Consider the following 18,935-nt stretch of genomic DNA (forward strand, 5'->3'; position numbering starts at 1 on the left):
TGTTTTGCCATTCTTCAAAGAGGATTTCGACCACTTCGACCACGGATTTGTTCATAAATACGCGGCTGTTGCGGCGTTTGTGCCAAAGTGAAGTTGCATCGTTAAGCCTGAGTTTGTAGAGGGTCAGTGCCCCATCGCTTTGTCCTTGTGAAGCTTCGGTGATGATGCCGGTGGTTCTAAACAGGGTTCCTTGATCGGTGACTTGATCGACGGCAACTTGTGTGCCGATGAATTGTTTGAGTGGAATTAAGGCATTGGTCGAGAGACAGACGAGTTCTGCTTGCACGCCTTCGTTAAGGGCATGGCTGCCATCGATACGTTGTAGGAAGACTTGGCTATTCAGCTGTGAATGACTGAATTGGATGTGGAGGGCTCTGTTTTGGGCGGTTAGGCCGAGCTGTTCCAATGCCGAAAAGATGTTGGCAAGCATGGTTATTATCTGTCTTTTATAATTTAATAAAGCTAAAGAATTTCTTAATATTTAATCAAAAAAAATACGATTTACCTAGTCTTGGTTACATAAATGAACTTTAAAAAATGTAAAAAAATCGGCAATAAAATTGCCGATTTTTATTTCTTCTTACGATGAGATTTATTCTGTTAGCATTAAATCTGCACTCATACCAACCGTATTGTAACCAGCATCTACATATAAAATTTCGCCAGTAATACCATTTGCCCATGGTGAACACAAGAACAATGCCGCATTACCTACATCTTCAATCGTGACATTACGCTTTAAAGGTGCAACCTTTTCATTCAGATCAAGCATCTTACGGAAAGACTTGATACCTGAAGCCGCAAGCGTACGAATTGGACCAGCTGAAATCGCATTTACACGAATTCCTTCAGCACCCAAACTTGAAGCCAAGTAACGAACGCCAGCCTCTAAAGATGCTTTCGCCAATCCCATAACATTATAGTTTGGCATCACACGCTCTGAACCTTGGTAAGTGAGTGTGAGCAAACAACCCTGACGAGCAGTTAAAAGTGGTTTTGCCGCACGAGCCATGGCAATAAAGCTATAGGCACTGATGTCATGCGCGATTTTAAAACCTTCACGATCAGTAACTTCAGTAAAATCACCATCTAAAGTATGTGCTGGTGCAAAACCAATTGAATGCACTACGCCATCCAAACCATCCCAATGTTTTGCTAATTCAGCAAATGCCTGTTCGATTTCAGCATCAACAGCAACATCACATGGAAAAACTAGTTTTGAACCAAACTGTTCAGCAAAGTCATCAACACGCTTCTTCATTTTTTCATTAGGATAGGTAAATGCCAATTCTGCACCTTCACGGTGTAAAGCTTCTGCAACACCGAATGCAATCGACAATTTACTCGCAACACCCGCGATTAAAAAACGTTTACCTGCTAATAGTCCTTGTGCCATGTGACTCTCACTTAAATTAATTTTCATGCATGATGCCAAGTCTAGAGCATTTACGAAATTGCATAATGCATCTTTTTTCAAAAAATTGTTAAACCGAATTAGACGCTAAAAAAAGATCAGACATCAGTCTGATCTTTTTACACGCCTTAGCTGAACGACATTAGTCATTACTAGACAGTAGACCAATTAAACGCAAGAAAGAGAAATACATCCAAACTAAAGTGGCTAATAAGGCAATTCCACATAACCATTCCATCGCTTTAGGCGCATATTGAGCTGCGGCATTTTCAATCAGGTCGAAATCTAAAATTAGATTTAATGATGCAATAATGGCGACAAAAGCTGCAAATCCTAAACCTAGCCAATTATTATCAAATATATATGGAATGCTCGAACCAAAAGCTAGACTGATAATAAATTGGAGCACAAATACAATCGCAATCGCAATGGTGGCTGACAACACAACCGCTTTAAATTTCTCAGTCGCACGAATAATTTGAAACCGATAAAGCGCGAACATCACCAAAGTCGTGACAAATGTTGCGAGCAAGGCCTTTAAAGGAACTCCAGGGTATTTCAGTTGAAATATGACTGAAATACCCCCTAAAAAAGCACCTTGAAATAAAGCATATGGAATAGCTAAAGTTCGAGCAGTATTCGGCTTAAAAGTAGTAATGAGTGCCAGAATGAATCCACCAATCGCCCCCACCATCGCACTAGCATAGGCGAGTGATACATTTAAAGTCATAAAACTATAAATAAACAGCGCGATACCCACCGCTGCCGAAATCACAGTTAATACAACAGATTTCTGAATCGCACCTTGAATGGTCATGGGTTGTTGATAATTGGATACCGTCTCTACACGGGTTAAAATCGGATTACTACTTTGCATAACTTAGTCTCTGTTATCATTCTTAAATTTTCACTATTCTGAGATCTATCAGCATAAAAATCAGTTTATTTTTTGCTATCAACTTTTAAACATTTTAATTAATACTTTGTTCTTTCGATCATTTATAAAATCTATAAAAAAGAGGCCTTAGCCCCTTTTCTAAAATTTCAACAGAACTTTTTAATTATTTGAGATGAAAAAATATTGACGGTAATACTTCAATTCAGCAATTGAGTCACGAATATCATCCATCGCAAGATGAGAAGCATTTTTCTTTAAGCCACTCATAATTTCTGGGCGCCAGCGTTTTGCTAACTCTTTAACAGAAGACACATCCAAATTACGGTAATGGAAGAACTGCTCAAGCTCTGGCATTAAACGATGTAAGAAACGGCGATCTTGGCAAATTGAGTTTCCACACATTGGAGATGATTTTGGATTGACCCATTTTTTTAAGAATTCAAGTGTTTGTTGCTCAGCATCTTGCGCAGTTAACTTACTACGGCGTACGCGTTCAATAAGTCCAGATTGCCCGTGCTGACGTGTATTCCACTCATCCATCGCATTTAAAATAATATCTGACTGATGTACAGCTAACACTGGGCCTTCAGCAAGGATATTTAAATGATCATCTGTAATAATCGTTGCAATTTCAATAATTTGATCATTGTCAGTATCTAACCCTGTCATTTCAAGGTCGATCCAAATTAAGCGGGTATCTGGGGTGCTGCTCATAAAGTGCAATCTTATTGGGCTAAATTAAAGATGGATAGTAGCAAATTATTCCGATCTTGGCTGTAAATCCATGGCTCATCATGCTATTTTTGCCATCTAAATTTCAAGGTTTTTTAGGTTGTGAATGGCTTTAATTCGTAAGCGTCGTTTGACAGAGCAACAACAACGTCGTATTCAGAAACAACATCAAACACGTCAAGAAGAAATCGACACGTCTCACGACTTAGAAGGCTTAGTCGTCCAACACTATGGTCGACAACTCGAAGTACAAGCCCTCTCCTTGCCTGATCAACATCCAATAAAACCAGATACCAAAGAAGGTGAGCCAGAACCTTTTTGGAAACCTATTAAATTGAATAGCGTTTGGCGCTGTCATACCCGTACCAATTTAGAATTATTGGTTACAGGTGATCGCGTAAAATGGCAAGCAGATCCAAATACTGGCTTAGGTATTATCACAGCGATTCAACCGCGACAATCCTTGTTGACTCGCCCAGATCGTTATCACAAAGTAAAACCAGTAGCTGCAAATATCAGCCTGATCGTCATTGTGATTGCACCGTTACCAGAACCTGCACCAACCCTAATTGATCGTTATTTGGTTGCATGTGAAGATGCAAATATTCCAGCTTTATTAGTATTAAACAAATGTGATTTACTGAAAGAAAATGATCCAATTTTGTTGTTAGCAGAAGAATATCGTCAACTTGGTTATGACTTCATCCTGACCCAATCTAATGGTAATTTAGATGAGTTGATTCAACGTATTGACAACCAAACTGTTGCATTTGTAGGTCAATCAGGTGTTGGGAAAAGTACACTTATTAATGCCATCATTCCTGATGCTGATCAAAAAACCAATGTCATTTCAGAAAACTCCGCACTCGGTCAACATACCACGACCTCAACACGTTTAATTCGTTTTGGTGAAAATGGTGCTTTAATCGATTCCCCAGGTATTCGTGAATTTGGCTTATGGCATTTAGATCATGAGAAAATCGATGGTGGCTTTCCTGAAATTTCTGCGCTCTTAGGACATTGTCAGTATCGCAATTGCACCCATACGCACGAAAAGCAATGTGCGCTTAAAGAAGGTGTCAAAAATGGTGATATTTTACAAAGACGTTTAGAAAGTTATTTACGTCTAATAGATGAGATTACTGAGGCGCAACAAAAAAATTAGTTTTCTTTAAGCACGCCCTTGAAGCAGTGATTTTGATCACCATATATATACGTTATACTCAACGCAGTTTTTAATTAGTCATTAGGTGATTTGTGGAACGTTGGTTCGAATTTATGGGGAATCACCCCTTTTTATTTGCAATTTTAGGGGCCCTTATTGTTTTGTTTTTCGTTTTTGAAGGACAACGTAGTGGTCGTAAAATTTCTCCACAATCGCTCGGAATTTTAGTGAAAGCTAAAAATGCGATGCTGATTGATTTGCGCGATGCTAAAGATTTCCGTGAAGGTCATATTAGCGGTAGTCGTAATATTCCATATAGTCAAATTGCTGCAAATGTTGAAGAATTAAAAGCTGCGGACCGTCCATTGGTATTCATTTGTAATTTAGGCCAAGTTGCAGGCTCTGCTCTACAACAAGTCGGTCATACAGATAGTTATCGTTTAGACGGTGGCATCAGTAACTGGAAAGCTCAAGGCTTACCTTTAGTAAAAAGCAAAAAAGCTTAAGGAGTTTGTAAAATGACAGCTCAAGTGACTGTATATTCAACAACGATGTGTCCTTATTGCGTACGTGCAAAGCAACTCCTTGAACGTAAAGGCATTGAGTACAAAGAAATTAATTTATCAAAAGAAGCACCTGAGGTTCGTGTTGAGTTGATGCAAAAAACCAACCACCGCACAGTGCCACAAATTTTCATTAAAGATCAATTCATCGGTGGTTTCGACCAACTTTATGCTTTAGAGCGTGAAGGTAAACTAGACGAATTATTGGCATAATCACTAAATCTAAGGAATTAAGAATGAGTGAAGAACAACAAGTTCAACCACAATTAGCATTAGAACGTATTTATACAAAAGACATTTCTTTTGAAGTTCCTGGTGCTGCGGTTTTTACAAAAGAATGGCAACCTGAGTTAAACATCAATCTTTCTTCATCAGCTGAAAAAGTAGATCCAACTCATTTTGAAGTTTCTTTAAAAGTGGTTGTACAAGCTGCGAATGCAGGTGAAACTGCATTTATCGTAGACGTAACACAATCAGGTATTTTCTTGATTGATGGCGTTGAAGATGAACGTCTTCCGTACATTCTTGGTGCTTATTGCCCTAATATTTTGTTCCCATTCCTTCGTGAAGCGGTGAACGATCTTGTAACTAAAGGTAGCTTCCCTCAATTACTTCTTACACCGATTAACTTCGATGCTGAGTTTGAGGCAAACATGCAACGCGCTCAAGCTGCAGCTGCTGAAGGTCAAGCTTAATCGTTTGATTAACTTCCCCCTTATAAAAAAGACCGCATTTGCGGTCTTTTTTATATCCTACATTTAAACAGGTCGTTTTTCTTGATGTAATGCATCATGGATAGCTTCAACCAATTGTTGTGCAATTTCTTGCTTTGAAGCTTTTTCAAGATCACGTTTTTCCATTTCATATTGTTCAGCAAAAAACACAGTCATCGCATTTTCATCTGAAGCAAAACCAATATCCGCTCTTGAAACATCATTGCATGCGATCATATCTAGTTTCTTAGCCACCAATTTACCTGCGGCATATTCTTCAACATTACGCGTTTCAGCTGCAAAACCGACCATAAATGGACGTTTGTCTTGCAAAGCTATCGTCGCCACGATATCAGGATTTTTAACAAGAGAGACAGCTAACTCATCACCAGCTTTTTTGATTTTATGTTCCGCAACTTCTGCAACACGATAATCCGCTACGGCAGCTGTCGCAATAAATACATCACATCCTGTTTCCAACTGATTCATGCTTAAATCAAGCATCTGTCTCGCTGAAGATACATTTAAACGCTTCACCCCATTCGGTGTATCTAAACTGACAGGACCCGCGATCAGTGTCACCTCAGCACCTGCTGAATAACATGCAGCAGCAATAGCAAACCCCATTTTTCCAGTGCTGTGATTTGAAATATAGCGCACTGGATCAATTGCCTCTCGAGTTGGACCTGCGGTAATCGTCACTTTTTTACCCGCCAGCAAGCCAAATTTTTCTGCAATTGCACGCTGCGCTTTATGGAAATATTCTCGTACCTGTTCAGCTAAATCTTCAGGCTCAGGCATACGTCCTAATCCAACATCGCCACACGCTTGAGAACCCGCCTCAGGCATAATGACATGCACACCATCATCGACCAAAGTACTCAAATTGCGCTGTGTTGCTTTAGCCGCCCACATTTGTTGATTCATGGCTGGTGCGATCCAAACAGGTGCTTTTGTTGCCAAATAGAGTGTACTGAGTAAATCATCCGCTAGTCCGCAAGCAAATTTAGCAATACTGTCACAACTGGCAGGAGCGACAAGCACCAAATCCGCCCATCGTGCTAATTCGATATGCCCCATTCCAGCTTCAGCTTCTGTATCTAGAAGTTCAGTATGTACTGGATTACCCGACAATGCTTGAAAGGTAAGCGGCGTAATAAAAGCTTGGGCACCTTGAGTCATTACAACTCGGACATTAAATCCGTAATCTTTAAGTCGGCGTACTAAGATGGCACTTTTATAAGCAGCGATACCACCAGTAACAGCAAGAATAATATTTTTATTGGAGAACACACTAAGATCAAAACTCAAGATCACGTCACCTTTTTATTGCAGTGGCGCTCACAATAGCATTAAATATTCTGCCACCCAAGATATACCTTGGTGAATATTCAAAAGTTAAAATAATTTAAAACAGTGAATAATAATGAATAATTCGATCAAACAATGGCCCGAACAAGAACGACCGCGAGAAAGATTACTCCGCCAAGGTGCACATAGCCTCTCTGATGCAGAACTCCTCGCCATCTTTTTAAGATCAGGATCTCAACAACATTCTGCAGTCGAATTAGCAAGATTGATGCTGCAACATTTTGGAAGCTTAAATGCAGTGTTTGATGCATCGATAGATGAAATTCGCATGTTCCATGGCATGGGAGACACTAAATACTCTCAATTGATGGCTGTAAAAGAGCTTGGACGGCGTTACTTGCAACATCAATTGAACCAACAAATTGATTTAAGTCGCTCTGATTTAATTCAAGATTATCTTCGCTATGAACTTATTGGCGAATCTCAAGAGATTTTCGCGGTACTCTGTTTAGATGCAAGGCTCAGAAAAATTAATTTTAAAAAATTATTCTTTGGTTCTACTAACCACTGTGCAGTTTCAATTAATCAGTTTATTCGACATATCATCCACACTCAGGCGAGTGCTGTGATTATTGCACATAATCATCCTTTAGGAATTCCTCAGCCCTCAATTGACGATATCAATTTGACGAAATCTTTAAGTAGAGCTTGTAATTTAATTGAGGTTAAATTACTCGATCATGTCATCATTTCCACCGAAGGCAGCTACTCTTTTATGGAGCACCAACTGATCCGAGAATAAGTCTATAAATTACAGAATAAAATTGCTCGAAGTTTCCATTTTTTATCATTGACAATACTCGCTGAACTAGTGAAGATCATAGAAAAATGAAAGATTGATTTACATGATTGTTCGTGATCAAACCGATACGCTAAAACTATTATTTTCATGGCGTGGAACTATCTTACCGAAGGTATTACCTCCACTTGGAATCGTTATGCTGATTTCAGCAATCGTGGGGGGAATTGAATATATAAATCTCTATAGATTCCCTGAAATTCCTTTGGTTGGGTTTACACTGATCGGAGTAGTATTGTCGATTTTTTTAGGTTTCAAAAATTCGGCATGTTATGACCGTTGGTGGGAAGCGCGTAAATTATGGGGAAGCTTAATCGCCAATGCTCGACATTTCGATCGAGACTGCCGGATCTTGCCGCAAGGTCGTCGTGAACGTGTAATTCAGCATATGATTGTTTTTGCGAACGTACTGCGTGACCGTCTTCGTCATCAAACAGTCAGTCCCGATGCTTTGCATCAAACCAGTGGCATGAGCCCACAAGCTTTAACTCAACTTTACCAGCAAGCCAATGCACCACAATACACATTAAGTTTGATTCAATGGGAGTTGATGCAGTCACTGAAAGAAGGCGAAATTTCAGACATTATTTATACACAAATGAACCAACATGTAACTGAATTAAGTTTGGTTCAAACAGGCTGTGATCGTATTGCTACAACTCCTTTACCTTATGCTTATTCAGTACTCTTAAACCGTACCGTTTATTTTTTCTGTTTTATGCTTCCATTTAGTTTAGGCTCGGTGCTCGGTTTGGCGACGCCACTGTTAGTCGGTATTTTAGCATATACGTTTTTGGGGCTTGATGCGCTCAGCTCTGAAATAGAAGAGCCTTTTGGTACACAAAGTAATGATCTTCCACTCGATGCCATGGTTCGTACAATCGAGATTGAACTACTCGGGACTTTAGGAAAACCAACTCCTCCACCGATCCAAGCACAAGATCACAACTTACTTTGATTCATGACAACTGAATGTCTTATCGCCGCCTGAAATTCTCTTATCCGTTGTTATAAGAGAATTTCTATACAATAAAACTTTCCCAGATGCCAACCTGCCCCTCTTTCACTTGAGGGATATTCCCCAATTTTATCCATGGCATATTATCTCCATGGAAATCACTTCCAACAGATACTTTAAGCCCAAATTCGGCAATCATTCGGTCTACCATTTGTCGCGTCGAAGTAGGCTCAATCGCAGGTGGCAACTCAACTGCATCGCCTCCGTAACGTGCAAATATTTCAATTAAATAACGAATGTTCGTCGCAGATAAATCATAACGGGTAGGATGTGCCAAAACAGCAAACCCTTGAGCCTCATGAATTACACGTATCGTTTCCTCCAGACCTAGTCCTTCAAACTGAACATAAGCTTTTTTACCTTCTTTGATATATTTGTCAAAAGCTTGTTGCGGACGTGAAACATGACCCTTCTCGACCAGCGTCTTCGCAATATGGGTTCGTGTCACACGATCAGGTATACCCTCGACCTTCGCAACCACATCCGCGTAAATATCCTCTCCAATAAGAGGCTTCAACAATTCACAGATGAGTTGAGCACGTTCAGCTCGAATCATCTTTTGTTGTTCTAGTAGCTTATGCAAAGCATCAGGGGATTGCATATTCAGTGCGACCACATGCACACCATAACTTTTTTTGGTCGAAGGTCTAGACCACTGACTTGAAATTTCCACACCTGAAATAATTTGAATTGGTTGATTTTTTGCAACTTTTTCAGCCAAAACCAAACCATCCATGCTATCGTGGTCAGTCAGTGCAAGGGTATGTATCCCTTTTTCGAGCGCAGCTTGAACCAGTAACTCTGGCGACAAAGTTCCATCAGAAATATTACTATGTGTGTGTAAATCTACGCCTTGCATCTTTTATACTAACCCATCCACCTGAACTGCATAGATACTTTAACATGAAAGCACTTTTAGACTTTGTGCCACTCATAATTTTCTTTTGGCTTTACAAAACTGTCGATCCTAAAGATAACAATCACCCTTTACTGCAATGGATCGGCTCTGCAGGTGGCGTCGATAATAACCATATTCTCGTTGCTACAACGGGCTTAATCATTTCTATGCTCGTGGTCTACGGCGCATTATTTGTCCGCCAAAAATTTCACCTTGATAAACAACAATGGATTGTTTTATTTATGACGGTGATTTTTGGTGGTATTACTCTCATGTTGAGCGATGATTTTTATATTCGTCTCAAAGCAGCGATCTTGAATTTTGTATTTGCTGGTGCTTTCATAATTTCACCTTATTTTGGTAAAGACCGCAAACCTCTCATTCAACGCTTATTTGGTCCTATTTTAAATTTAACACCGCAGGGATGGAAAAATTTAAACTATGCTTGGGCCGTGATGTTTGTTGGTATGGCATCATTGCATATTTTCTTTGCTTTCGTGTTCATGGATGGAAAATATTGGGGTGAATTTACTGCTTTTGGTGACATGATTGTGATGTTTTCATTTATCATTATTCAATTCATCATTTTACGAAAACACTTTAAATCTGCAGAAGAATAATCGTGTTGAAAGAAGATATAGAGATTTCGCCATGCCCTTATTTGTAGTGACGTGTACCGACCAAGAAGGTACTGTTGAAAAACGCTTAGCAACACGCCCACAACACCTTGCACGCCTTGAAAAACTGGCTGAGGAAGGTCGCGTAATCGTCGCTGGCGCGATGCCAAAAGATCGTAATAATCCACAAGCTGGATTTTATGGCAGCACCCTTATTTTAGATTTTGAAAGCCGTGAAGCGTTAGATGAATGGTTAGCAGATGAGCCTTTTTTAAAAGAAGGCATTTATGCCAGCATTGACGTAAAACCTTTTAATAAAGCATTACCACATGAATAAGATGATGAATTTGACACGCTCTGCTCTTTTCATCAGTTCTGCATTGGTATCTTCAGCTTGGGCTGAACCCGCAGCAACTACTGCTGCACCAGCGAATCCAACTGCACAGTCTCAGCCAGCAACAGCTACGCCTGCAAAGCCACTTACAGCTGAACAAATTGCACGAAATAAAGCGCTTCAAGAAGCAAAAGTAAAGGCTTTAGTCAAAGACCAAGCAACACGTCTCCAACAGCTTGAAAAAGCAAACCTAGACGCTTTAGCACAGAATCAAGAATTACAACTAAAAAATGATAATTTAGGTGTACAAATTCAGGTGCTTCAAAGTGAACGTAGTGCTCAAATGTTTTTGTACGGTGCAGCAACAATGGCTGTCGGTATTTTTGTCGGCTTTATTATTGCCAGTTACATCTATACAAAACGACGTCGTCAGTGGTAAACCACTGACACGCTTTTCAAAGGTTTCAAATTTTGACTCAGGCCATTCAAACTGCTGATCTCGATTGGCAACTCGTTGATGGAATTGATATTCCAGTTTCTAAAGTTTTCGGTGATGTTTATTTTTCAAAAGCCAATGGCCTTCTTGAAACGCGTCATGTCTTTATCAATGGTAATGATCTACATGAACGCCTATCGGACTTAAAACCATTTGAACATTTCACAGTCGGAGAAACTGGCTTCGGCACGGGTTTAAATATCCTCACCCTTTGGCAACTTTGGCAATCAATTCGTCCAAATAATCATAGTCAACTGCATGTCATTACGGTAGAAAAATTTCCATTGAGCAAGACTGATCTGATCCGAGCTTTAAATGCTTGGCCTGAACTGAAACATTTATCAGATCAACTCATTGCCCAATATCCACTGCCAATTGCAGGATGCCACCGCCTTCATTTTCCAGATGAGCGTTTTAGTATTGATATTTGGTTAGGTGATGCACATGATGTTTTTCCAGTCATTGCCAAAACTAGCACTGTCAATGCATGGTTTTTAGATGGATTCGCTCCTGCCTGCAATCCTGATATGTGGGAAGAACAAGTTCTGAATCAAATTATTCGACTATCGGATATTGGAACCACTTTTGCCTCTTTCAGTGTTGCTGGCATCCTCAAAAGAGGATTAAAAAAACATGGCGTGAAAATTACACGCCCCAAAGGTTTCGGACACAAACGTGAAATGCTAAAGGGAGTTTTACTGCCTTTAGACGAAGAGGCTGAAAAAAGTGAGCTCTCTCCCGAAGATTACCAATACAAACCACACTCAAGTTCTCAACGCTGTATAGGCATTGTAGGCGCTGGAATTGCGGGTTTAAGTTGTGCCTATGCCTTTGCATTAAGAGGTCACCGCGTCCGCCTATTTGACCACCATGAGCCATTAAGTGGCGCATCAGGAAATCCTCTGGCTTTATTGAATCCCAAACTCTGTCCTATTGAACAAAGTGCCGATCATTTAATGACATTAGCATGGCAACATGCGATGAACCATTATTCAAAATTTGAAGCCTTTGACGCCGCGCAAGTCCATCAAATCCCTCTTAAACACGCTGATGAACTTCTCGATCTTGCAAATCAATATCCAGAAAACATACTCGAAGCAAATTCTGCCGCTGAAAACAGCCTGTTCAACCAAGCATTCCTCACCCTGAAACAGGCTGGAACAATCAGACCGCATGATTTGGCTAAAGAAATATTATCGAATGAACTGATCGAATTTCAGCAAGCGACAATCAAATCGTGGCATCTACTTGCCAATCATCAAGTCGGTATAACAGATCATGTTGGACAACAATATCAATTTGACCATGTGATTATTTGTTGTGCCCGTGAAAGTATGAATCTCTTTGATGACTTTCCTATTTTAAAACCGATACGTGGTCAAGTTAGCTGGTTTAATCATGTTTCATCTTCACAGTTCAAGAAACATGAAGCATATAGCTATGGTGGCTACTGTATGCCTTTAAATGATCATCAAATCATTTTAGGTGCTTCTTTTTACCCTAATCGAGATGATCAAGATGTTCTTGAGGAAGATCATGAACATAACTTCAGGTTACTTGCAGATCTCGCACCAGATATTGCATCACAATTTCCTGACCATCATTCTTGGCATGGTAGAGCTTCTGTTCGTGCACAAAGTCAGGATTATTTTCCGCTTCTAGGTCAGGTTGAATCTGATACTGAGATTTATACACTCTCAGGTTTGGGCTCTAAAGGCTTTTTATTTGCTCCTTTGTGTGCTGAAATTCTAGTGGCTCAAATCTTAAAAACAGCATGCCCTGTATCTGAAACTTTACTCAATAAACTCAATGTTCATCGATTTAGAAAGAAAATAAGAATAAAGAAGCCATATTTTCAGGCTAAAACTCAATCACCATGATTTATTGAAACTAAAAAAGCGCCATAAGGCGCTTTTTTTCAACCATGATTAACCTTGCTCTAAAGGTAATCCTGCCTCACGAGCAGCACGAGTACCACCCATTAAGACCACATATTCACGTGAACTATCAAAGCCTTCTAATAGTTCTGCAGCACGTGGTGCTTTACTTCCGCCGCCACATAAAATGTAAATCGGTTGATCCGCTGCAACTTGAGTCAGGCTTTCTGCTGAAAGTGTGGAAATCGGTTGGTTCACCGCTCCTTTCACATGTGCTTCAGCATAAGCACTTGTATCACGTACATCCCAGATAATCGCGTCAGCTGGGAACTCAAATGTTGTAATTTCTTGTTTACGGATCATTGCGCACTCCTTTGATGTAAACAACACTTGGCAAATGAAGAAAACATCCCTAGCATCTCAGATATTCTTTCTATTTGTAAAGGTCTAAACTATGCCATCTTTCGATATTGTTTCAGAATTAGAGATTTTTGAAGTAAATCATGCAGTTCAAAACACACAAAAGGAAATCGGAACGCGTTTCGACTTCCGTGGTCAAGACGTTTCGATCGAATTAAACGAAAAAAATAAAGAAATTAAGATCTCGACTGAAAGTGACTTCCAATGTGAGCAAGTTTACAACATGCTGGAAAATCACTTTTATAAACGCAAGGTCGACGTTCAAGCACTAGATCCGCAAAAAATGACAGCATCTGGCAAAAATGTCATTCAAGTGATTAAACTTAAAGACGGTCTTGACTCTGATACAGCAAAAAAAATTAATAAAGCCATTAAAGAAAGTGGTATCAAAGTGCAATCTTCTATTCAGGGCGATAAAATCCGAGTCACTGACAAGAAGCGCGATACTTTACAACAAGTTATGGCGTTCTTAAAAGAACAACAATTCGGTATCCCACTTCAATTTAACAATTTCAAAGACTAATCTCTTTGCTCCATCATAGGAACTGATCATGGCAAAAGGCAATCGTTTATCTAAGTTAGTAAAAGCGACATCTAAGTTTCCACAAGGTATCCGTAGTACTTTATGGAGTAAAGCTTTCGGCCGTGTCGTTCCAATGGTGGGAACCGCTAAATTACGTTATCTTGAAGTTAGTCATGCTAAAGTTGTCGTTAAAATCGAAAACCATAAAGCAATGCAAAATCATATTGGTCAAGTGCATGCATGCGCAATGGCGCTGATCGCTGAAACAGCTACAGGCTTTGTTACGGGCATGAATGTACCCGATACCTCAATCGTATTAATAAAAAGCTTAAAAGTAGATTTCAAACGCCCATCTAAAGGTGCGATGACTGCAGTCGCTACATTGACTGATGATCAACAAAAACAGATGCAAGAGTCTGAAAAAGGTGAAACCCTTGTCAAGGTGATCGTGACAGATGAATCTGGCGAAGAGCCAATTCAATGTGAAATGCTCTGGGCTTGGATTGCAAAATCTCAACTTAAGCAATAAAGCTCATGATCATATTGATCCTAAAAAAGTTTCCCTAATAAAAAATCCCAACGATGTTGGGATTTTTTGTGATTAGATGCTTAGAGATTCTTGAAACTTTTGTTTAACATCATCTGGAATCTGGCGTTTTGCCCCTTTCACATCCACCGCAACAAAAGTGAAAACACCTTCTGTCACTCTTTTCGCTGGACGTGAAGAGTCGTGACTATCCCATACTTCAATTTGCATTTGAATTGAGGTATTTCCGAGCTTTAAAATTTTAGTATAACAACTAATGACATCACCCACCTTAACAGGCACAAGGAATGTCATTTGATTAATTGCAATGGTTGCACAGCGACCTTTTGTATAACGCTCTGCATGAATAGCTCCAGCCAAATCCATTTGTGAAACAATCCAACCACCAAAAACATCCCCACTCCAATTGGTATCTGCAGGCATAGCAATGGTTTGAAGGGATAATGTACCTTCTGGCTTAAGTTGAGAATCTGACACAGTCACTCCAAATATTGGCCTATTGTTTAAGCATTTAATTGCTGATTTAACCAATCTCGTAATTGATTTGCACGTAATGCACCACTTATTCTAGCAATTTCATTCGTTTTATTCATCAATACCAACGTTGGAATACTACGAACATTAAAGGCAGCACTTAAGCGCGGATTCGCTTCAGTATCTATCTTCGCAAAAACCACATGCGGATTTGATTTGGCTACTTCAGCAAAATGCGGTGCCATCATTTTACAAGGCCCGCACCATTCTGCCCAAAGATCAATCAATACTGGTAAATCACTGTTGGTAATAAAGTTACTAAAGTTTTGCTCATTCAGCTCAATAGGGGCAAGCGGAATCAAATGCTCATGACATTGACCACAATTCGGCTGAGATTGGATTTTATCTTCAGGTACACGATTTTTTGCGCCACAAGATGGACAAACAACAATCATGAGTTTACTCCTCTATTTTGATCTAAGAATTCTAATTGAAGCTTGATTGCGCTTTCCATCCAATTTGCTTGATAAATATCAAAATGTGTCATATTCCACTCATGGTATTCCACATAAGGTGCCATATTGGTTGCAGTTTCACGACTAATCTCTATGGGAATAACTGCATCTTTCTTGGCAGCTATAAATAACACAGGAATTTTAATACTTCTTGCCGTAGTAATCGGTCGAAATCGTATGACGTCTAACATAGCTCTTGCAGGCACCTCACCGCTCCAATAATAGTTTGAATCAACGATCGACATATACCCTTGATAACTATCCTGACTCGGGTAAAAACTTAATGCATAAGGATGAACGACAGGCATTGTTTTTCCAACACGTCCTACTTTGGCTGCCATTAAATCCTGACTCGATAACTTTAAAGCCTGCGCCATATGTTGAATTGGATAAATTTTACTGCTGGCATTTCCGTCCACAAAGGGTACTTGCGCTATTGCAGCCCGAATCCCATTTAACTCAGATGCAAGTTTTAGAACATATCCGCCACTCAGACCCGTTCCCCATAAGAAAAGGTGGTGTCCATCAACCAAAGGGAATAATTTGATATGCGCAATCACAGCATACCAATCTTCTAGCTGCTGACGGATAGAGACCATTTCTCGTGGTTTACCCGTACTTCCTCCCCAACAACGATAGTCAAAGAGTACAACTGCAAAACCTGATTGAGCAAAACGTTGCGCATATTGGATTAATTTGAATTGACGTAATCCTGCAAAACCATGCGCCATAATAAGCACAGGAGGTCTTTTAACTTTGACAGGCAAATAAAGGTCAGCAGCGATCAACTCATTTGCTTTTTGTACGTACAACGGCTCTACGGTGTAATCGTACATAGGTGCTCCATGCATATATTCATACGATTTTTATTTTAAATTTTTTGTGTCGATCAAAGCTCATATCTGAGCGAGATGCTATGATAGTAGCATAGTCTTTTAATTTATTTTGGGAGTGACGCAATGAGTGAAAATGTAGGTTTTGCTGGTCAAATTGGACCAGAACATTTAGTTCAAGTTGTTGAAAAAGGATTTAAATCTGTGATTAATAATCGCCCCGATATGGAAGGCGGACCAGAACAGCCAACAAGTGCCCAAATTGAAGAAGCTGCACGCGCTCAAGGCTTAGATTATGTATATCAACCTGTAGTTGCAGGTCAAATTACTGAGCTTGATGTTCGTACTTTTGCAAATCATTTCAATGAGCTACCAAAACCAGTATTAATGTTCTGTCGTACGGGAAATCGCTCTAATAATCTCTACCAATTAGCAAAACAAATGGATTTGCTTGATGACTAAGATGTGGTTTAGATTCATCCTTTCCACCTTCATTTTTAGTATCGTAACACTAAGTCATTCAGCATCAGAACCGCTCAGTAAAGCACTTAATCCATCTGTGAGTGTATCGGGTCATATGACGTCTACAAAATTCAATGCCTTAATGCAGCAGGGATTTAAGTCTGTGATCGTTAACCGTCCTGATCAAGAATCAGGTAACGAAACAACTGCAAGTGAATTAAGAGCTTTAGCCGAAAAGTCTAAAATCAGTTTGATTTACCAACCTGTTATTTCAGGTCAAATAACAGATGCAGATGTTCATGAGTTTGCGAAGTATTACAATAGTCTACCTAAACCTATACTTTTAGTATGTAAGTCAGGTAGTCGTTCTACGTTACTATTTAATAAAGCAAATTCATTAGGACTCATTCATGAATAAAATTTGTATTGCATTATGTTGTTCGTTTCTTTTACTCGGTTGCACATCGATGAATGTAAAACCAACTGTTGGTGTGCATGCAGGTACATCATTATAAGATAAATGTATCTTATTCATTTTAAAGGCGCACAAGCGCCTTTTTCTTTCATCTTATTTCAATAACAACCATGAAAATACTTAGTTTTAAATAATACAAATTTTCAAAATATGGATATCACCAAAAGTTAAAGGTTTAAGTGTAATAAATTGAAAAAAAACCTTATTCATCGAAGTTTTTTTTATATAGTGAATTCAAATCATTCTTACTCAATACAATATGTACGATATCATTATTATTGGAGCTGGTACTGCAGGTATTTCAGCTTATAAAGAAGCCATTAAAACTACACAAAATATACTTATTGTGAATGACGGTCCGTGGGATACCACTTGTGCTCGAGTAGGTTGTATGCCGAGTAAAGTTCTAATTTCATCAGCTAATCTTGCCTATAATGCGAGAACTTCAGAACAACTTGGGCTAAAAATTTCTTCTCAAATTGACACTAAAGATGTTATGCAACATGTACAGCAATTACGTGATCGATTTACAAATGCAACACTGAAGGACGTTAATTCATGGCCTACAGCGCACAAAATTTCAGGTCTCGCAACATTTGTAAATGCAAACACAATCAATGTTAATAATAAGAAATACCAAGCTAAATCGTTCATTATCGCTGTTGGTTCAAGACCAACAGTAAATCAAGATTGGCAACAAAAACTTGGTCATTTATATTTAACTTCTGATCAAGTCTTTGAAATACCTACTTTACCAAAAAGTTTAGCTGTAATTGGAAGCGGTGTCATTGCAATCGAACTTGCACAAGCCATGCAGCGTCTAGGTGTGGAAACTACAGTTTTTGCTCGCAGTAAAAAAATTGGTTCATTGACTAGCCCAGACTTACAAACGCTTGCTCAAGAAATATTCTCAAAAGAATTAAATATCAAATATGAGATTTTACCCGAGCAGGTTGAGAAATTAGGCGAAGATAAGGTTCAAATTAACTTTATCGAAAATGGTAGCAATCAATCTATAGAAGTTGATTACCTATTATCTGCGACTGGTCGTACTACGAATTTAGATACGTTAAATATTCAGCATATAAATGATGAATTCATTGATCTAAAGAAATTACCTGTTGATCCAACCACTAAACAGCTTGGTGACTACCCCATTTACATTGTAGGTGATGCATTTACTGCAACGCCTATCCAGCATGAAGCGTCTTATGAAGGTAAATTGGCGGTTCATAATTGCCTCAATCAACATCAATCGAGTCAGAAAAAAAGTCTTACGCCATTAGGTATTATGTTTAGTTCGCCAGAAATGGCAGGGATCGGCTCCAATTATCAAACACTGCGTAAAGCCAATCATGAGTTCGTTACAGGTATCGTATCCTACGAAAAGCAAGGACGAGCGATTGTCAATGGACAAAATATTGGGGCTGTAGAGGTTTACGTCGATCGACACTCACGTAAACTTCTCGGAGCAGAATTTCTTTGTTATTCAGCAGAACATTTAGCACATTTGCTCGCTTGGGCTATCTCCAGTGATCTTACTGTTGATGAAATTCTAGATCACCCTTTCTATCATCCAACGCTAGAGGAAGGCCTAAGAACTGCGTTAAAACACGCTCGACGACAACTTTAATCTATTATTTGATACAAGGCCCTCTCATGAGGGCTTTTATTTTATATCTTTAATTCATTCTTTACTGCATAAAAAAACACCCCCTTGTATTGAAGGGGGTGTTTAGAATAATGAGCTGGCGATGACTTACTCTCACATGGGTAACCCCACACTACCAT

General features: G+C 39.3%; 25 protein-coding genes. 15 read left to right on the plus strand and 10 right to left on the minus strand.

The window, feature by feature from the left end; translation table 11 throughout:
• From AC1M83_RS13920 to orn, 4 genes are all read right to left on the minus strand, one after another.
• A partial coding sequence (locus AC1M83_RS13920) for a phage late control D family protein (RefSeq protein WP_481590925.1) occupies positions 1 to 430 on the minus strand: 430 nt, incomplete at its 3' end.
• Between the two features lie 162 nt (positions 431 to 592).
• The gene (locus AC1M83_RS13925; RefSeq protein WP_092768909.1) at positions 593 to 1,396 is read right to left on the minus strand and encodes an enoyl-ACP reductase FabI; all 804 of its coding nucleotides are present in this window, start codon (positions 1,394 to 1,396) and stop codon (positions 593 to 595) included.
• A 160-nt stretch (positions 1,397 to 1,556) separates the two neighbouring features.
• Complete coding sequence (locus AC1M83_RS13930) at positions 1,557 to 2,291, minus strand: Bax inhibitor-1/YccA family protein (RefSeq protein ID WP_481590926.1); 735 nt, start codon at positions 2,289 to 2,291, stop codon at positions 1,557 to 1,559.
• A gap of 180 nt (positions 2,292 to 2,471) precedes the next feature.
• Positions 2,472 to 3,026, minus strand: a complete 555-nt coding sequence (gene orn / locus AC1M83_RS13935) for an oligoribonuclease (RefSeq protein ID WP_035270788.1) — start codon at positions 3,024 to 3,026, stop codon at positions 2,472 to 2,474.
• Positions 3,027 to 3,150: 124 nt separating this feature from the next.
• Between orn and rsgA the strand changes: the two genes are divergently transcribed.
• The 4 genes from rsgA to secB all read left to right on the plus strand — a co-directional run bounded on the left by rsgA (position 3,151) and on the right by secB (position 5,467).
• Positions 3,151 to 4,209 (plus strand): ribosome small subunit-dependent GTPase A, encoded by a 1,059-nt coding sequence (gene rsgA / locus AC1M83_RS13940; RefSeq protein WP_481590927.1) that lies wholly within the window; start codon positions 3,151 to 3,153, stop codon positions 4,207 to 4,209.
• A gap of 92 nt (positions 4,210 to 4,301) precedes the next feature.
• Positions 4,302 to 4,715, plus strand: coding sequence for a rhodanese-like domain-containing protein (locus AC1M83_RS13945; RefSeq protein ID WP_035270792.1), 414 nt, complete (start codon positions 4,302 to 4,304; stop codon positions 4,713 to 4,715).
• 12 nt (positions 4,716 to 4,727) lie between these two features.
• Positions 4,728 to 4,985: a glutaredoxin 3 gene (gene grxC, locus AC1M83_RS13950; RefSeq protein ID WP_035270794.1), complete on the plus strand. Its 258-nt coding sequence runs from the start codon at positions 4,728 to 4,730 to the stop codon at positions 4,983 to 4,985.
• Between the two features lie 23 nt (positions 4,986 to 5,008).
• The gene (gene secB / locus AC1M83_RS13955) at positions 5,009 to 5,467 is read left to right on the plus strand and encodes a protein-export chaperone SecB (RefSeq protein ID WP_035270796.1); all 459 of its coding nucleotides are present in this window, start codon (positions 5,009 to 5,011) and stop codon (positions 5,465 to 5,467) included.
• 63 nt (positions 5,468 to 5,530) lie between these two features.
• Here secB and coaBC read toward each other — a convergent pair whose 3' ends face one another.
• Positions 5,531 to 6,796, minus strand: a complete 1,266-nt coding sequence (coaBC, locus tag AC1M83_RS13960; RefSeq protein WP_035269682.1) for a bifunctional phosphopantothenoylcysteine decarboxylase/phosphopantothenate--cysteine ligase CoaBC — start codon at positions 6,794 to 6,796, stop codon at positions 5,531 to 5,533.
• 115 nt (positions 6,797 to 6,911) lie between these two features.
• Here coaBC and radC point away from each other — a divergent pair, with 115 nt between their 5' ends.
• Both radC and AC1M83_RS13970 read left to right on the plus strand, forming a co-directional pair.
• Positions 6,912 to 7,598, plus strand: a complete 687-nt coding sequence (radC, locus tag AC1M83_RS13965) for a RadC family protein (protein WP_035269684.1) — start codon at positions 6,912 to 6,914, stop codon at positions 7,596 to 7,598.
• Positions 7,599 to 7,701: 103 nt separating this feature from the next.
• Positions 7,702 to 8,613: a bestrophin family protein gene (locus AC1M83_RS13970; protein ID WP_035269686.1), complete on the plus strand. Its 912-nt coding sequence runs from the start codon at positions 7,702 to 7,704 to the stop codon at positions 8,611 to 8,613.
• A gap of 64 nt (positions 8,614 to 8,677) precedes the next feature.
• Here AC1M83_RS13970 and AC1M83_RS13975 read toward each other — a convergent pair whose 3' ends face one another.
• Entirely contained in the window at positions 8,678 to 9,532 is an 855-nt protein-coding gene (locus AC1M83_RS13975; RefSeq protein ID WP_481590928.1) for a PHP domain-containing protein, read from the minus strand.
• A gap of 44 nt (positions 9,533 to 9,576) precedes the next feature.
• Between AC1M83_RS13975 and AC1M83_RS13980 the strand changes: the two genes are divergently transcribed.
• From AC1M83_RS13980 to mnmC, 4 genes are read left to right on the plus strand one after another with little or no spacing between them, the layout of a single operon-like run.
• Complete coding sequence (locus tag AC1M83_RS13980) at positions 9,577 to 10,191, plus strand: inner membrane-spanning protein YciB (protein ID WP_481590929.1); 615 nt, start codon at positions 9,577 to 9,579, stop codon at positions 10,189 to 10,191.
• Between the two features lie 31 nt (positions 10,192 to 10,222).
• Positions 10,223 to 10,525, plus strand: a complete 303-nt coding sequence (locus AC1M83_RS13985) for a YciI family protein (protein WP_035269693.1) — start codon at positions 10,223 to 10,225, stop codon at positions 10,523 to 10,525.
• Between the two features lie 4 nt (positions 10,526 to 10,529).
• Entirely contained in the window at positions 10,530 to 10,961 is a 432-nt protein-coding gene (locus tag AC1M83_RS13990; RefSeq protein WP_481590932.1) for an SH3 domain-containing protein, read from the plus strand.
• Between the two features lie 32 nt (positions 10,962 to 10,993).
• On the plus strand, positions 10,994 to 12,898 hold the full coding sequence (gene mnmC / locus AC1M83_RS13995) for a bifunctional tRNA (5-methylaminomethyl-2-thiouridine)(34)-methyltransferase MnmC2/FAD-dependent 5-carboxymethylaminomethyl-2-thiouridine(34) oxidoreductase MnmC1 (protein WP_481590930.1): 1,905 nt from the start codon (positions 10,994 to 10,996) through the stop codon (positions 12,896 to 12,898).
• Between the two features lie 48 nt (positions 12,899 to 12,946).
• Here mnmC and AC1M83_RS14000 read toward each other — a convergent pair whose 3' ends face one another.
• The gene (locus AC1M83_RS14000; protein ID WP_092768890.1) at positions 12,947 to 13,258 is read right to left on the minus strand and encodes a rhodanese-like domain-containing protein; all 312 of its coding nucleotides are present in this window, start codon (positions 13,256 to 13,258) and stop codon (positions 12,947 to 12,949) included.
• 91 nt (positions 13,259 to 13,349) lie between these two features.
• On the opposite strand from AC1M83_RS14000, the gene AC1M83_RS14005 reads away from it, so the two are divergent.
• Both AC1M83_RS14005 and AC1M83_RS14010 read left to right on the plus strand, forming a co-directional pair.
• Positions 13,350 to 13,838 carry a YajQ family cyclic di-GMP-binding protein gene (locus tag AC1M83_RS14005; RefSeq protein WP_035269703.1) on the plus strand — a complete coding sequence of 163 codons (489 nt, stop codon included), beginning with the start codon at positions 13,350 to 13,352 and terminating at the stop codon, positions 13,836 to 13,838.
• Positions 13,839 to 13,866: 28 nt separating this feature from the next.
• A complete protein-coding gene (locus AC1M83_RS14010; RefSeq protein WP_035269707.1) occupies positions 13,867 to 14,367 on the plus strand; it encodes a DUF4442 domain-containing protein in 501 nt (166 codons plus the stop codon).
• 72 nt (positions 14,368 to 14,439) lie between these two features.
• Here AC1M83_RS14010 and AC1M83_RS14015 read toward each other — a convergent pair whose 3' ends face one another.
• From AC1M83_RS14015 to AC1M83_RS14025, 3 genes are all read right to left on the minus strand, one after another.
• Positions 14,440 to 14,808: an acyl-CoA thioesterase gene (locus AC1M83_RS14015; RefSeq protein WP_218945426.1), complete on the minus strand. Its 369-nt coding sequence runs from the start codon at positions 14,806 to 14,808 to the stop codon at positions 14,440 to 14,442.
• A gap of 80 nt (positions 14,809 to 14,888) precedes the next feature.
• Complete coding sequence (gene trxC / locus AC1M83_RS14020) at positions 14,889 to 15,314, minus strand: thioredoxin TrxC (RefSeq protein ID WP_481589621.1); 426 nt, start codon at positions 15,312 to 15,314, stop codon at positions 14,889 to 14,891.
• Positions 15,311 to 16,210, minus strand: coding sequence for an alpha/beta hydrolase (locus AC1M83_RS14025; RefSeq protein ID WP_092768900.1), 900 nt, complete (start codon positions 16,208 to 16,210; stop codon positions 15,311 to 15,313). Before AC1M83_RS14025 ends, trxC begins: the two co-directional genes overlap by 4 nt.
• 123 nt (positions 16,211 to 16,333) lie before the next feature.
• Between AC1M83_RS14025 and AC1M83_RS14030 the strand changes: the two genes are divergently transcribed.
• The 3 genes from AC1M83_RS14030 (at position 16,334) to AC1M83_RS14040 (ending at position 18,777) form a co-directional block, all read left to right on the plus strand.
• Positions 16,334 to 16,669: a protein tyrosine phosphatase family protein gene (locus AC1M83_RS14030; RefSeq protein ID WP_035269714.1), complete on the plus strand. Its 336-nt coding sequence runs from the start codon at positions 16,334 to 16,336 to the stop codon at positions 16,667 to 16,669.
• A complete protein-coding gene (locus AC1M83_RS14035; RefSeq protein WP_092768903.1) occupies positions 16,662 to 17,087 on the plus strand; it encodes a protein tyrosine phosphatase family protein in 426 nt (141 codons plus the stop codon). The genes AC1M83_RS14030 and AC1M83_RS14035 overlap by 8 nt, the downstream gene beginning before the upstream one ends.
• A 316-nt stretch (positions 17,088 to 17,403) precedes the next feature.
• Positions 17,404 to 18,777, plus strand: coding sequence for a dihydrolipoyl dehydrogenase (locus AC1M83_RS14040; protein ID WP_481590931.1), 1,374 nt, complete (start codon positions 17,404 to 17,406; stop codon positions 18,775 to 18,777).
• Positions 18,778 to 18,935: the final 158 nt, after the last annotated feature.

This window comes from Acinetobacter sp. 25-47-130, assembly GCF_056779705.1.

Excerpts from the sequence above, each read along its gene's own strand:
- trxC (WP_481589621.1), bottom strand. The coding sequence starts at position 15,314 with ATGATTGTTGTTTGTCCATCTTGTGGCGCAAAAAATCGTGTACCTGAA.
- AC1M83_RS13930 (WP_481590926.1), bottom strand. The coding sequence starts at position 2,291 with ATGCAAAGTAGTAATCCGATTTTAACCCGTGTAGAGACGGTATCCAAT.
- rsgA (WP_481590927.1), top strand. The coding sequence starts at position 3,151 with ATGGCTTTAATTCGTAAGCGTCGTTTGACAGAGCAACAACAACGTCGT.
- AC1M83_RS13985 (WP_035269693.1), top strand. The coding sequence starts at position 10,223 with ATGCCCTTATTTGTAGTGACGTGTACCGACCAAGAAGGTACTGTTGAA.
- AC1M83_RS14015 (WP_218945426.1), bottom strand. The coding sequence starts at position 14,808 with ATGCCTGCAGATACCAATTGGAGTGGGGATGTTTTTGGTGGTTGGATT.
- AC1M83_RS13980 (WP_481590929.1), top strand. The coding sequence starts at position 9,577 with ATGAAAGCACTTTTAGACTTTGTGCCACTCATAATTTTCTTTTGGCTT.
- AC1M83_RS13970 (WP_035269686.1), top strand. The coding sequence starts at position 7,702 with ATGATTGTTCGTGATCAAACCGATACGCTAAAACTATTATTTTCATGG.
- grxC (WP_035270794.1), top strand. The coding sequence starts at position 4,728 with ATGACAGCTCAAGTGACTGTATATTCAACAACGATGTGTCCTTATTGC.
- orn (WP_035270788.1), bottom strand. The coding sequence starts at position 3,026 with ATGAGCAGCACCCCAGATACCCGCTTAATTTGGATCGACCTTGAAATG.
- AC1M83_RS14040 (WP_481590931.1), top strand. The coding sequence starts at position 17,404 with ATGTACGATATCATTATTATTGGAGCTGGTACTGCAGGTATTTCAGCT.
- AC1M83_RS14030 (WP_035269714.1), top strand. The coding sequence starts at position 16,334 with ATGAGTGAAAATGTAGGTTTTGCTGGTCAAATTGGACCAGAACATTTA.
- secB (WP_035270796.1), top strand. The coding sequence starts at position 5,009 with ATGAGTGAAGAACAACAAGTTCAACCACAATTAGCATTAGAACGTATT.
- AC1M83_RS13925 (WP_092768909.1), bottom strand. The coding sequence starts at position 1,396 with ATGGCACAAGGACTATTAGCAGGTAAACGTTTTTTAATCGCGGGTGTT.
- AC1M83_RS14000 (WP_092768890.1), bottom strand. The coding sequence starts at position 13,258 with ATGATCCGTAAACAAGAAATTACAACATTTGAGTTCCCAGCTGACGCG.
- AC1M83_RS13990 (WP_481590932.1), top strand. The coding sequence starts at position 10,530 with ATGAATTTGACACGCTCTGCTCTTTTCATCAGTTCTGCATTGGTATCT.
- AC1M83_RS14025 (WP_092768900.1), bottom strand. The coding sequence starts at position 16,210 with ATGTACGATTACACCGTAGAGCCGTTGTACGTACAAAAAGCAAATGAG.
- radC (WP_035269684.1), top strand. The coding sequence starts at position 6,912 with ATGAATAATTCGATCAAACAATGGCCCGAACAAGAACGACCGCGAGAA.
- AC1M83_RS14035 (WP_092768903.1), top strand. The coding sequence starts at position 16,662 with ATGACTAAGATGTGGTTTAGATTCATCCTTTCCACCTTCATTTTTAGT.
- AC1M83_RS14005 (WP_035269703.1), top strand. The coding sequence starts at position 13,350 with ATGCCATCTTTCGATATTGTTTCAGAATTAGAGATTTTTGAAGTAAAT.
- AC1M83_RS13975 (WP_481590928.1), bottom strand. The coding sequence starts at position 9,532 with ATGCAAGGCGTAGATTTACACACACATAGTAATATTTCTGATGGAACT.
- AC1M83_RS14010 (WP_035269707.1), top strand. The coding sequence starts at position 13,867 with ATGGCAAAAGGCAATCGTTTATCTAAGTTAGTAAAAGCGACATCTAAG.